Source organism: Bradyrhizobium sp. 2TAF24 (genome assembly GCF_052115025.1).
Lineage (GTDB): Bacteria > Pseudomonadota > Alphaproteobacteria > Rhizobiales > Xanthobacteraceae > Bradyrhizobium_A.
Window position 1 is genome coordinate 22,140 of record NZ_JBFRFW010000022.1, and the last position, 12,144, is coordinate 34,283.

The following is a 12,144-nucleotide window of genomic DNA, read 5'->3' on the forward strand; positions in this document are numbered from 1 at the left end:
CCAGACGGCTTACTTGCCGAGCAGGTCCGGAGCGATCTTCTTGCAGGCGTCGACGAGACCCTGCACGGCAGCGACCGACTTGTCGAACGCCTCGCGGTCCTTGCCGGCGAGCTCGATCTCGACGATGCGCTCGACGCCCTTGGCGCCGATCACCACCGGCACGCCGACATACATGTCCTTGACGCCGTATTCACCGGCGAGATGGGCGGCGCAGGGCAGCACGCGCTTCTTGTCGCGCAGGTAGCTCTCGGCCATCGCGATCGCCGACGACGCCGGCGCGTAGAACGCCGAGCCGGTCTTCAGCAGGTTGACGATCTCGGCGCCGCCGTTGCGGGTGCGGTCGATGATCTCGTCGAGGCGGGCCTGCGAGGTCCAGCCCATCTTGACGAGGTCCGGCAGCGGAATGCCGGCGACGGTGGAGTAGCGCGCCAGCGGCACCATGGTGTCGCCGTGGCCGCCGAGCACGAACGCGGTGACGTCCTCGACCGAGACGTTGAACTCATCGGCGAGGAAGTAGCGGAAGCGCGCCGAGTCGAGCACGCCGGCCATGCCGACGACCTTCTTCGCCGGCAGGCCCGAGGCCTTCTGCAGCGCCCACACCATGGCGTCGAGCGGGTTGGTGATGCAGATCACGAACGCCTCGGGGGCATACTTCTTGATGCCGGCGCCGACCTGTTCCATCACCTTGAGGTTGATGCTGAGGAGGTCGTCGCGGCTCATGCCGGGCTTGCGCGGCACGCCGGCGGTGACGATCACGACGTCGGCACCCGCGATTGCTTCATAGGAGTTGGCGCCGGTGAGCGAGGCATCGAAGCCGTCAACCGGCGAGGACTGCGCGATGTCCAGCGCCTTGCCCTGCGGCACGCCCTCCGCGATGTCGAACAGCACCACATCGCCCAGCTCCTTGAGGCCGACGAGGTGCGCGAGCGTTCCACCGATCTGACCGGAGCCAATCAAAGCAATCTTGTTGCGTGCCATGGGAGTCTGTCCTTTGAACCCAGTGGGAGGAGAAGGGAGGAAAATCCTGGAAGGCTGTTAGCTCTTTCGCCGCACCCGTTCAAGTCGGTGGCGGCCCAATAATACGGCTCGACGGCGCCCTGCCCGGAAAATGGACACGCGGCGTGCCCCCGTCGGCGCTGGCATATCAGGTTTCGACCAGCCCGGTGCTGGTGCCGCTGGCGGTCGAATCCTTCCGCCCGTGCGCCAGCGCCAGATAGGATTCCGAGCCCATTTCGATCAGCCGCGAGGACGTTCGCTTGAACTCGTTGGCTTCGACCCCTTCGGTGGCGAGATAGAGCGACACCGGATCGGCGTCGGCCGAGGCGACCAGCTTCACCGCATTGTCATAGAGCGTATCGATCAGGGTGATGAAACGCTTGGCTGCATTGCGCTGGGCAAAGTCCATCACCGGCACGTGATCCAGCACCAGGGTGTGATAGTCGTGCGCGAGCCGCAGATAGTCGGACGCCGCAAGCGGCTGCTCGCACAGCTGCGCGAACGAGAACCGCGCGACGCCGTGCGCGGACCGCGGCACATGCAGCACCCGGCCCTTGATCATGAGATCCTTCGGCGCGCCCTTGGCGCCGCCGGTCAGCTTGAGAAAGGCGCTGTCGAGCGCGGCATCGGCGGCACCATCCGCCGGCACCAGCCACATCCTGGCTCCCGCGAGCTTCTCGAGCCGGAAGTCGGTGCGCGCATCGAGCCGCAGTACCGACATATGCTGCTGGATCTGCGCGATGAACGGCAGGAACAGCGCGCGGTTGAGGCCGCCCTTGTAGAGATCTTCCGGCGCGACGTTGGACGTCGCCACCACCACGGTGCCGAGCGCGAACAGCCGCTCGAACAGCCGGCCGAGAATCATCGCGTCGGCGATGTCGGTGACATGGAATTCGTCGAAGCACAAAAGCCACGCTTCCTCGAAGATGGTCTGCGCGGTGAGCCGCACCGGATCGGCGTCGGCGATCTCGCCGCGCGCAATCTTCTGGCGAAAGCCGTAGATGCGCTCGTGCACATCGGCCATGAACTCGTGGAAGTGCGCGCGGCGTTTATGCGCCACCGGGCTCGCATGGAAGAACAGGTCCATCAGCATGGTCTTGCCGCGGCCGACCTCGCCATGGACGTAGAGGCCGCGCGGCGCATCGCCGTTCCTGCCGTTCTTCTTGTCGCCGCCGAACAGCCGGCCGAGGAAACCGTTCTTGTGGACGGGCTTGTAGCCGTCGAGCCGCATGTCGAGCGCGGTATAGGCCTCGACCGCTTCCGCCTGTGCGGGATCCGGCTCGATCTCGCCGGCAGCGATCAGCGACCGGTACTGATCTCGAAAGGGAGGGGAGGGAGCGGCAGCCATGGGCAGAGGGCAGAATCCGAAACGAGGCGACGGGAATGCGAACGATCATGCCCAAACCAGCGAGCACGCTCATTGCAGCCGGAGGAAGCGGCTTCTTACCGCCAAACAATTGAAGAAAATGCAAGAGGCTGCCACGCGCGCCTACCGTGCCGACATCTGTTCCAGGCCGGCTTCCGGCAAAAAATATGATTGGAAACAGGGAGATAGCGCCCTGCCCTGGAGACCGCGGCGGAACCGGCGCCCGCTCTATGCGCTCAACGCATAGGAATCCTCGACCACATAGGGCCCGCCGCCGACCGACGAGCGTGACGAGAACAGCACGAAGCGGGAGGCGGTGAACACCCGGCTCGGGAAGTAGCCGCGCACCGAGAGATAGTCCGCGACATCCCGGTTGGAGGCGTCGCGCAGCCGCGCCAGCGTGACATGTGGCGTGAACTTGCGCCCCTCCGGATCGAGGCCCATGCGCTGCATCAGCCGCTCGAGTTCGGCCTGCAGCTCCATCAGCGGTCGGCACGGCACCACCGAGGCGACCACCGCGCGCGGTTTCTTGCCGCCGAAGCTCGACAGCCCCTGCACCGTCACATCGAACGGCCTGCGGTTGACGCGGAACAGCGTCAAGGCGATCTCGTTGGCGGCAAGGCCATCGATATCGCCGATGAAGCGCAGGGTGACGTGATAGTTTTCGGGGTCGATCCAGCGGGCTCCGGGGAGGCCGCCGCGCAGGTCGGAGAGGGACCTGCCAATGTCAGGGGGGATTTCCAGTCCGGCGAAAAGACGCGGCATCTCAGAAGTCCTCGATGCAGAGGCCGACAGCGAATCACTGACATCCAATTAGTAACCCAGCCGGATGACAGTGCGAAGAGGCGGCGTTTTCTCGCGCGCGACGATGCAGGTTGTGTGGCCTGGACAAGCGATCGCGAACGCCTGGTTGCGCCGGCATCCGGCGCATCCGAGCAGCGGATCATGGCGCGCTGCGCGCCGTGTTCCTGCCCTGGTTCCCGACAACTCCCCGCGATCGAAACGCGCGCGCCTCTGCGCTTCAGCTCTTGGCCGCAGCGACCTTGCCGAGGAAGGCCTGCACTGTCGGCAGGATGCGCTCGACAATGACATCGACGCCCTCGGCCGTCGGATGCAGCCCGTCCGGCTGGGTCAGCTTGGCGTTGCCCGCAACGCCATCGAGAAAGAACGGATACAGCGGCACGTCGTGCGCCTTCGCAAGCTCGGGGTAGATCGGATCGAACTTCGCGACATAGTCCGGGCCGTAGTTGCGCGGTGCATACATGCCGCACAGCATCACCGCGATGCCCCGCGCCTTGAGCCGCGTGATGATCTCGTCGAGCGCTGCACGGGTGACCGCAGGATCGATGCCGCGCAGGGCGTCGTTGGCGCCGAGCTCGACCATCACCGCCTGGGTGCCGTCCGGGATCGACCAGTCGAGCCGATCACGGCCCCCGGACGAGGTGTCGCCGGACACCCCGGCATTGATCGCCTCGACCTCTATCCCTTTGTCTTTCAAAGCTTTCTGAAGACGAACAGGGAATGCCGCGGAGGCCGGCAGGCCATAGCCGGCGGTCAGCGAATCACCCAGCACCACGAGCCTGAGCGGTTTTGCCGCGCCCGGCGCCGCGGCCTGCGGCAGCGCCGGCCCCGCCATTGCCATCAAAGCTCCCAACGCCGCTGCCATCACGGCTGCGAGAAAGCTGCGCCGCGGCCCCTCGACCACGCGGCAAAAACGCCCATATGACGGATTCATGGACAGTCTCATCGCACCCTCGCCGCTCCTTCCGGACACCATTTCCATCACCAACGTCAACCTCTCGCTCGGCGAGGGCGCCGCGCGGGTGCATATCCTCAAAGGCGTCAGCCTGCGCATCGGCGCGGGCGAGGCCGTCGGCCTGATCGGCGCGTCGGGCTCCGGCAAGTCCACGCTGCTCATGGTCATGGCCGGATTGGAACGGCCCGATGATGGCGAAGTGGTGGTCAACGGCGTGTCTTTCAATGGGCTCGACGAGGACGGGCTGGCGCGCTTCCGCGGCCGCCAGATCGGCATCGTGTTCCAGTCGTTCCACCTGATCCCGACGATGACCGCGCTGGAGAATGTCGCGGTGCCGCTCGAGCTTGCCGGCCGCACCGATGCCACGGACCGCGCCGCGCGCGAGCTCGCCGCGGTCGGCCTCGGCGAACGGCTGCACCACTATCCCGCGCAGCTCTCCGGCGGCGAGCAGCAGCGCGTGGCGCTGGCCCGCGCGCTCGCGCCCGATCCGGCCATTCTGGTCGCCGACGAACCGACCGGCAATCTCGACGAGACCACCGGCGCGCAGATCGTCGACATGCTGTTCGCCAAGCATCGCGAGCGCGGCATGACGCTGGTGCTGGTGACCCACGACGCCACCCTAGCGCGGCGCTGCGACCGCGTGGTGCGGCTGCGCTCGGGCCACGCCGAGGACGCCGTCATGGGCCGCCACCGCAGCGAGACGGCGCCCGCATCATGACCCTCGCCCTCGACCGCACCGCGGCCACGGCGCCGCCCCGTCCCTGGATCGGCCCGCTGGCGCTGCGCTATGCGCTGCGCGAGCTGCGCGGCGGCCTCAGCGGCTTCTATGTCTTCATCGCCTGCATCGCGCTCGGCGTGATGGCGATCGCCGGTGTCGGCTCGGTGGCGGCGAGCCTGGCCGATGGCCTCGCCCGTGAAGGCCGCACACTGCTCGGCGGTGACGTCGCGTTCGCGCTGATCCAGCGCGAGGCGACGCCCCAGGAACGCACCTTCCTCGACACCCACGGCCGCGTTTCGGTGGCGGCGACGCTGCGCGGCATGGTGCGTGCGCAGAGCGGCGAACTCGCCCTCGTCGAACTCAAGGCGGTCGACGGCAACTATCCGATGCTGGGGCACCCGACGCTGTCGCCGGCCATGCCGATCGCCGACGCGCTTGCCGCGCGGGATGGCGTCTATGGCGCCGCCGCCGACCCTACCCTGCTGGCCCGCCTCGACCTCAAGGTCGGCGACCGCGTCAGCATCGCGGGCGCGAATTTCATCATCACCACCGCGATCGACGCCGAGCCGGACAAGCTCGCCGGCGGCGTCGGCTTCGGGCCGCGCTTCCTGATCGGCGTCGACGGCCTGCGCGCCACCGGCCTGCTGCAGCCCGGCAGCCTGGTGCGCTGGACCTACCGCATGAAGCTGCCGGAGGCCGGCAGCGACGACCGCGCGGCCGAGGCGCTGATCGCGGACGCCCGCGCCGCGCTGCCGGAGGCCGGCTGGGACATCCGCTCGCGCGCCAACGCCTCGCCGCAGCTCGAACGCTCGATCGGCCGCTTCACCCAATTCCTCACGCTGGTCGGCCTCGCCGCGCTGCTGGTCGGCGGTGTCGGCGTCGCCAATGCGGTGAAGAGCCACATCGACCGCCGCCGCGATTCCATCGCGACGCTGAAATCGCTGGGCGCGCCCGGCCGCGACGTGTTCGCGATCTACCTGATGCAGGTGGTGGTGCTGGCGGTGATCGGCTCGCTGATCGGCCTCGCCGTCGGCGCGGCGCTGCCATTCGTCATCGCCCACGGCTTCGGCCGGCTGTTGCCGCTGCCGATCGAGCCGTCGCTGCATCTCGGCGAGCTCGCCCTGTCGCTGCTCTACGGGCTGTTGACTGCGCTCGCTTTCGGCCTGTGGCCACTCGCCACCGTGCACGACGTCCCGGTGGCGCGGCTGTTCCGCGACACCACGGCGAGCGAGTGGCGCTGGCCGCGCCGGCGCTACCTGCTGCTGATGACCGTCATCGTCGCACTGCTGGTCGCCATCGCGATCGGGCTCGCCTACGACAAGCTGGTGGCCGCGGTTTTCGTGGCCGCGTCCGTGGTGGTGTTCGTGCTGCTGCGACTGGTCGCGGGCCTCGTGATGCTGATCGCGCGCAGCCTGCCGCGCCCGCGCACGACCATGCTGCGGCTCGCCATCGGCAACATCCACCGTGTCGGCGCACTGACGCCGTCGGTGGTGCTCTCCCTCGGCCTCGGGCTGACCGTGCTGGTGACCATTGCCCAGATCGACGGCAATCTGCGCCGCCAGTTCCTGGCTGCCCTGCCGGACCACGCGCCGTCGTTCTTCTTCGTCGACATTCCCGCACCGGAGGCCGGCCGCTTCGGCGACTTCCTGCAGTCCGTCGCGCCCGGCGCCCATGTCGAGCGGGTGCCGATGCTGCGTGGACGCATCACCGCCGCCAATGGCGTCAAGGCCGAGGACCTCAAGCCCACCAGCAAGGCCGAATGGGTGCTGCAGAGCGACCGCGGCCTCACCTACACCAACGAGGTGCCGCAAGGCTCCACGGTGGTGGAGGGCAGCTGGTGGACGAGCGACTACAACGGCCCGCCGCTGGTCTCGATGGAAAAGAAGATCGCCGACGGCCTCGGCCTCAAGCTCGGCGACACCGTGACCGTGAACGTATTGGGCCGCGACATCACCGCGACCATCAGCAACCTGCGCGACGTCGACTGGCAGAGTCTCGGCATCAACTTCGTCCTCGTGTTCACGCCGAAGACCTTCGCCGGCGCGCCGCACACCCATCTCGCCACCCTGTCGGAGCCGCATCCCAGCGCCGCCGGCGACGCCGCGATCATCAAGGCGGTCGCCGCGAAGTATCCGATGGTCACCAGCGTGCGCGTGCGCGACGCGCTGCGCACCGTCGGCGACGTGGTGGAGAACCTCGCGCTGGCGATTCGCGGCGCCAGCGGCATCACCCTGGTCGCCGCGGTGCTGGTGCTGGGCGGAGCGCTCGCGGCCGGCCATCGCCACCGCGTCTATGACGCGGTGATCCTGAAGACGCTGGGCGCCACGCGGGCACGCCTGATCGGCGCCTACGCACTCGAATATCTGCTGATCGGCCTTGCCACCGCGGTGTTCGGGGTGATCGCGGGCTCGGTCGCGGCCTGGCTGATCGTCACCCGCCTGATGACGCTAAGCTTCACCTGGCAGGCCGGCAGCGCCGCCCTGGTGGTGCTGGCGGCGCTGGCGGTGACCGTCGGCCTCGGGCTGCTCGGCACACTGTCGGCGCTCAACCAGAAGCCGGCGCCGGTGCTGCGCAACCTGTAGCCGTCACACCAACCTGACGCCAAGCTGACAAGTTCACGGCGCGCGCGTCAGGCCGTTCTTCGCCAGCCACGCCTCGATCACGCCGGCGACCTCGGCGTTGTTCCTGTCCATCATCATCATGTGCGAGTTGCCCTTGATGCCGATGGCCGGCAGGTCGACGACATCGACATGGCCGCCGGCGCCGCGGATCGCCTCCGCGAAGGCGACACCGCTCGCACGGATCTTCGGCCAGCGCGCGTCCTCGGCGATGAAGTCGCCATAGATCATCAGGGTGGGAATGCCCTTCAGCGCATCCACCTTCGCCGGATCGCCGACACCGGCGGGCTCGACCGCGACCAGGGCTTTCACCTTGCCGGGCCGCGCCTGGGCCGCCTTGAAGCCGAACTGGCCGGCCTGGCTGTGAAACAGGATCACACAGGGACACACCCGGTCGATCTCGGCGAGATAGGCCGCGAGCGTCGCGTCGTCGGTGGTGGTCCAGCGCGGCACGATCTGCTTGACGAAATTCTCATAACCGTCGTTCGGAAACTGGCTGCCAGGCAGCAGCCGTCGCCTGGCCGGATCCGGATCGTAGCTGTCCGGTCCGTCGCCGATGCGGAAGCGCGTGAACGGGTTGCTGGTGGTCAGGAACAGCGGCTCGCCCTTGAAGATGTCGGGATACTGCGCCCAGCTTGCGCGCCCGCGCTCCACCGCGTCCGAGACGTAGACGCCCCAGCCCTTGCGCACGAACATGTTCAGCCAGCCCTCCCGGCCGTCCGGCGTGGTCTCGAAATTGACCCCGGTCATGCCGCCGCCATGCCAGAACAGGATCGGCACCGTGCCGACCTCGCGCGCCGGCAGGAAGTACTGCACGTACATCTGCTCGACCTGGTAGGTGCCGTTGGGGTCGAACCGCGCTGGCACGCCGCCGGGGGTCAACGCCATCTCCTTCACCGGCTTGCCGGTCAGCTCCACCAGGCGGCCGCCGACATGAAACGAGCCCATTGCCCGCAGCGTGATCGGCTCCTCGGCCCGCGCTGAGCTGGCCGCCAACATCGCCGCGAACGCCATCGCGGCGGTGAGATGTCCTCGCAACACGTGATCCTCCCCCTTGCCCCTTTGTCCCGGCCAATCGCATCGGCCGTTGTCGCAAATCTGCCGGCTTGGCAGGCCGGCCGCAATGCCGAGTTGCACGTGGGACTAATTCACGGTTTGCATGGGGGCCGGCGGCGCGGCCGCATCGCCGCGTTCAGGTTCTGCCGGCGGGTTCGAACGGCGTGCCGACGACAATTTGAAGCAGCCGAGTGCGGTATCGCGGTCGGCTTTTCCGCGGTTTCGCGACATTCAGCCGCGCATGGAAGGTTGCGCCAGATGTATTATTTTCCCACATATCCGATGGGACAGATGCCGGGCCGACCGACCGTTTTGCTAACGCAAAATTAATATCACCGGACGACTGCATCTGGGATACATTTCGCCCCGGCAGCCCTGACCCAGTGTGCGCCGGACAACAACGAGGTTTCGACCATGTCGGACTTGGACCGTAACTATGCTTCGCCGTTCGGCCGGGCCGCCGGGCGGGCAGATGCCGTGGCCGTCGACGCTGGCCTGCGCGCATACATGCTGAAGATCTACAACTACATGGCGATCGGCCTGGCCATCACCGGCCTTGCCGCGCTCGGCGTGTACATGGCGGCCGTGACCACAGACGCCGGCGCCGCCGCCGGCCGTGTCGGCAACGCGATGCTGACGTCGTTCGGTGTCGCGATGTTCGTCAGCCCGCTGAAGTGGCTGTTCATCCTCGCCCCGCTGGTGATGGTGTTCGTCATCTCCTTCGGCATCCAGCGGCTGAAGCCGGCAACGGCCCAGATGCTGTTCTGGGCGTTCTCGGCGCTGATGGGCCTGTCGCTGTCGTCGATCTTCCTGGTGTACACCCACACCTCGATCGTGCGCGTGTTCTTCATCACCGCCGCCTCGTTCGGTGCGCTGAGCCTGTACGGCTACACCACCAAGCGTGACATGTCGGGCATGGGCTCGTTCCTGATGATGGGCCTGTTCGGCATCATCATCGCCAGCCTGGTGAACCTGTTCATCGCCTCATCGGCGCTGCAGTTCGTGGTGTCGGTGATCGGCGTGCTGGTGTTCGCCGGCCTCACCGCCTGGGACACCCAGCGCCTGAAGAACGAGTACATCTACGGCTACGCCAGCGCCGGCGGCGATGTCGCGGAGCGGGCGGCGATCACCGGAGCGCTGTCGCTGTACCTGAACTTCATCAACCTGTTCACGCTGCTGCTGCAGCTGCTCGGACAGCGCGACTGATCCGGACACGACTGGAATCGGAAAATTCCTCGGACACACAAAGCCCCGGCCTCAGCGCCGGGGCTTTTCTTTTGAGCGCCGGCGATTCACAGTAGCCGCATGTCCGATGTCCTGATCCGGCCGGCCGCCGCGGCCGACCTTCCCGCCATCACGGCGATCTATGATCACGCGGTCCGCACCGGCACCGCGACCTTCGAGCTCACCCCGCCCGATCTCGCCGACATGACCACCCGCTTCGGCAACCTGACCGGCGCGGGCTTTCCCTATGTCGTCGCGATCGCAGACGGGCAGGTGATGGGCTACGCCTATGCGGGCCCCTACCGGCCGCGGCCGGCCTATCGCTTCACGGTCGAGAACTCGGTGTACCTGCCGCCGGAGGCGCGGCGCCGCGGCATCGGACTGAAGCTGCTCACCGCGCTGATCGAGACGTCGGCCGAGCGCGGCTTCCGCCAGATGATCGCGGTGATCGGCGATTCGGCCAACGCCGCCTCGATCGGCGTTCACACGCGCGCCGGCTTCGAGATGGTCGGCGTCCATCGCAATGTCGGCTTCAAGTTCGGCCGCTGGCTGGACACCGTGATGATGCAGCGGGAACTCGGCCCCGGCGCCAGCACCGCGCCATAACCGCGCGTATCGTCAGACCAGCGACAACCTGCGGTCGATCACCAGCAGCACGCGATCGAGCTCGTGCCCGCGGCGCAGGATCTGCCCGCCCTGGGCGACGACGCTGTAGGCACCCTGGCGGCGCGCCAGCTTGGGATCTTTCACGATGCGGTAGATCGGAACCTCCGATGCGCGCCGGAAGATCGAGAACACCGCACAGTCTTTCAGAAAATCGATTGCATAGTCGCGCCACTCACCTTCGGCGACCATGCGCCCGTACAGGTTGAGAATGCGATTGAGCTCCAGGCGATTGAACGTGACCCGGCTTTGAGACGGGACGGATGCGGCTGTGCGCTCCGTCCCGCGGCTCTCGCCAGGCTCGGTATCCCCCGCGATCAGGTCCATGCTGCGCTCTCCTGTCATCCGTTCGACATGATCGGTCCGGCCGCGCTGCTCTGCAAGCCCTTCGCATCACAACATCGCCAGCGCTGCGGCAAGGCGTCGCCACCGATCGCCGGATCGGTGAAACATCCTTTCATCACCGGGAGTTAGTCGCTCACTTGCGTGCACTCACGGCGATGTCAGCTAAATCATGAAAGCGCCCAATTTCGGTCAAGCCGATGCCGCTGTGACTGGCGATAAGAAGATACTGCGTTGGCCCGGTTCCTTCGGCACCGGATTCCTCAGCCCCCAGCCCCCCGGGGTCGTCGGAGCCGGGCCTATTCGCAGGACCTTGAAAGGTGAACTTCGGGCCAACGCGAGTTGGCCTTTTTTGTTTTCAGCTTGTTGTTTTTCGCATTGCCTGCGTTGACGCGGCATGCGCCCGCGCCGATCGGCGGGGCCCGCTCTTCATCTCATCTCGCTCTTCATCTCATCACGACTGACGTCATCGCCGCCACGACGCGTCACACGCTGCGATGCTCGTGCACCACAGCCGCTGTGTCCGACGCTGTTCGATGATCGACGTGAACGCACGGTGCGCGGCAACACGCCCGGCGAGGTCAGTGCAGCGCCGTATAGGCGGCGCCGAGCATCAGGCCCGGTTTCTCGCGGCTGCCGTCCTGGACATACACCACCGCGGCGTCGACGCCGTCGCCCTTGATGTTTTCCAGCGGCACGGTCCAGCTGCCGGGCTTGCCGGTCCAGTCGCCGACCTTCAGCCAGTTGCGCACGACGTTGTAGTAGGTGACCTCCTGGCCGCGGTTCTCGCCACGCCCGATCCGGATCGGCACCGAGCGCGAGATCGCGCAGACCCACACCTCACCGCGCTCCGCTGCGCTGTTGCCGGCGGAGACCGAGACATTGAGCTGCTTGTCGGCCTGCTTGATCGACACCGGCACTGACATCACGCCGCCTTCGGCGCGGGTGCGTGTCGCCGCGTCCTCGATGCCGGAGCGATCGCTGCCGAGCACATGCATCGCGCCGTTCACCACCACCTGCGGCGTGTAGACCTCACGGTCGCCGCGCATGTGGGAATAGGCCTTTTGCTTCGCGGAGAAGCGCGAGTTGGCCAGCGTGTCCTTCCAGCCGAGATAGTCCCAGTAGTCGATCGGCATGCTGATCGCGATAATCGACGGGTCCTTGGCGAGCTCACCCAGCACCTTGTCCGCCGCCGGGCATGACGAACAGCCCTGCGAGGTGAACAGTTCGACGACCGCGCGGGGGTCGGCCTGCGCCCGCGCGCCGAACAGGATGGCGAGGCAGACGCCGAACAGCGCCGACAAGCGCAGCGACGCGAGATCCTGCAGCGGCAATTTGCGGTCTTCGACGGTGATGATGCCCATCCGAACGTCAGACGCGGGGAGCGCCTTCTCCACCAATGTCC

General features: G+C 67.1%; 11 protein-coding genes. 4 read left to right on the forward strand and 7 right to left on the reverse strand.

Annotated features, from left to right (window positions below; genetic code table 11):
• Positions 1 to 9: 9 nt before the first annotated feature.
• From mdh to AB4Z37_RS27735, 4 genes are all read right to left on the reverse strand, one after another.
• Positions 10 to 978 (reverse strand): malate dehydrogenase, encoded by a 969-nt coding sequence (gene mdh / locus AB4Z37_RS27720; RefSeq protein ID WP_441519935.1) that lies wholly within the window; start codon positions 976 to 978, stop codon positions 10 to 12.
• Positions 979 to 1,144: 166 nt separating this feature from the next.
• The gene (gene zapE / locus AB4Z37_RS27725; protein WP_441519936.1) at positions 1,145 to 2,344 is read right to left on the reverse strand and encodes a cell division protein ZapE; all 1,200 of its coding nucleotides are present in this window, start codon (positions 2,342 to 2,344) and stop codon (positions 1,145 to 1,147) included.
• A 246-nt stretch (positions 2,345 to 2,590) separates the two neighbouring features.
• The gene (gene thpR, locus AB4Z37_RS27730) at positions 2,591 to 3,127 is read right to left on the reverse strand and encodes an RNA 2',3'-cyclic phosphodiesterase (protein WP_441519937.1); all 537 of its coding nucleotides are present in this window, start codon (positions 3,125 to 3,127) and stop codon (positions 2,591 to 2,593) included.
• A 256-nt stretch (positions 3,128 to 3,383) separates the two neighbouring features.
• The gene (locus AB4Z37_RS27735) at positions 3,384 to 4,097 is read right to left on the reverse strand and encodes an arylesterase (protein WP_441519938.1); all 714 of its coding nucleotides are present in this window, start codon (positions 4,095 to 4,097) and stop codon (positions 3,384 to 3,386) included.
• Between AB4Z37_RS27735 and AB4Z37_RS27740 the strand changes: the two genes are divergently transcribed.
• Positions 4,096 to 4,836: an ABC transporter ATP-binding protein gene (locus AB4Z37_RS27740; protein ID WP_441519939.1), complete on the forward strand. Its 741-nt coding sequence runs from the start codon at positions 4,096 to 4,098 to the stop codon at positions 4,834 to 4,836. The genes AB4Z37_RS27735 and AB4Z37_RS27740 overlap by 2 nt on opposite strands.
• Positions 4,833 to 7,418 carry an ABC transporter permease gene (locus AB4Z37_RS27745; RefSeq protein ID WP_441519940.1) on the forward strand — a complete coding sequence of 862 codons (2,586 nt, stop codon included), beginning with the start codon at positions 4,833 to 4,835 and terminating at the stop codon, positions 7,416 to 7,418. The genes AB4Z37_RS27740 and AB4Z37_RS27745 overlap by 4 nt, the downstream gene beginning before the upstream one ends.
• 33 nt (positions 7,419 to 7,451) lie before the next feature.
• Here the strand turns inward: AB4Z37_RS27745 and AB4Z37_RS27750 are convergent, their stop codons facing one another.
• Positions 7,452 to 8,495, reverse strand: coding sequence for an esterase (locus tag AB4Z37_RS27750; protein ID WP_441519941.1), 1,044 nt, complete (start codon positions 8,493 to 8,495; stop codon positions 7,452 to 7,454).
• Positions 8,496 to 8,924: 429 nt separating this feature from the next.
• On the opposite strand from AB4Z37_RS27750, the gene AB4Z37_RS27755 reads away from it, so the two are divergent.
• Positions 8,925 to 9,716 (forward strand): Bax inhibitor-1/YccA family protein, encoded by a 792-nt coding sequence (locus AB4Z37_RS27755; protein ID WP_441519942.1) that lies wholly within the window; start codon positions 8,925 to 8,927, stop codon positions 9,714 to 9,716.
• Between the two features lie 99 nt (positions 9,717 to 9,815).
• Complete coding sequence (locus AB4Z37_RS27760) at positions 9,816 to 10,340, forward strand: GNAT family N-acetyltransferase (RefSeq protein ID WP_441519943.1); 525 nt, start codon at positions 9,816 to 9,818, stop codon at positions 10,338 to 10,340.
• A 12-nt stretch (positions 10,341 to 10,352) separates the two neighbouring features.
• Here the strand turns inward: AB4Z37_RS27760 and AB4Z37_RS27765 are convergent, their stop codons facing one another.
• Positions 10,353 to 10,724, reverse strand: a complete 372-nt coding sequence (locus AB4Z37_RS27765; RefSeq protein ID WP_441519944.1) for a DUF2794 domain-containing protein — start codon at positions 10,722 to 10,724, stop codon at positions 10,353 to 10,355.
• Between the two features lie 596 nt (positions 10,725 to 11,320).
• Positions 11,321 to 12,103: a DUF1223 domain-containing protein gene (locus AB4Z37_RS27770; protein ID WP_441519945.1), complete on the reverse strand. Its 783-nt coding sequence runs from the start codon at positions 12,101 to 12,103 to the stop codon at positions 11,321 to 11,323.
• Between the last annotated feature and the right edge of the window lie 41 nt (positions 12,104 to 12,144).

Bases quoted from the DNA above. Each gene is read 5' to 3' on its own strand.
- mdh (WP_441519935.1), bottom strand. From the start codon at position 978: ATGGCACGCAACAAGATTGCTTTGATTGGCTCCGGTCAGATCGGTGGA.
- zapE (WP_441519936.1), bottom strand. From the start codon at position 2,344: ATGGCTGCCGCTCCCTCCCCTCCCTTTCGAGATCAGTACCGGTCGCTG.
- thpR (WP_441519937.1), bottom strand. From the start codon at position 3,127: ATGCCGCGTCTTTTCGCCGGACTGGAAATCCCCCCTGACATTGGCAGG.
- AB4Z37_RS27740 (WP_441519939.1), top strand. From the start codon at position 4,096: ATGGACAGTCTCATCGCACCCTCGCCGCTCCTTCCGGACACCATTTCC.
- AB4Z37_RS27735 (WP_441519938.1), bottom strand. From the start codon at position 4,097: ATGAATCCGTCATATGGGCGTTTTTGCCGCGTGGTCGAGGGGCCGCGG.
- AB4Z37_RS27745 (WP_441519940.1), top strand. From the start codon at position 4,833: ATGACCCTCGCCCTCGACCGCACCGCGGCCACGGCGCCGCCCCGTCCC.
- AB4Z37_RS27755 (WP_441519942.1), top strand. From the start codon at position 8,925: ATGTCGGACTTGGACCGTAACTATGCTTCGCCGTTCGGCCGGGCCGCC.
- AB4Z37_RS27760 (WP_441519943.1), top strand. From the start codon at position 9,816: ATGTCCGATGTCCTGATCCGGCCGGCCGCCGCGGCCGACCTTCCCGCC.
- AB4Z37_RS27765 (WP_441519944.1), bottom strand. From the start codon at position 10,724: ATGGACCTGATCGCGGGGGATACCGAGCCTGGCGAGAGCCGCGGGACG.
- AB4Z37_RS27770 (WP_441519945.1), bottom strand. From the start codon at position 12,103: ATGGGCATCATCACCGTCGAAGACCGCAAATTGCCGCTGCAGGATCTC.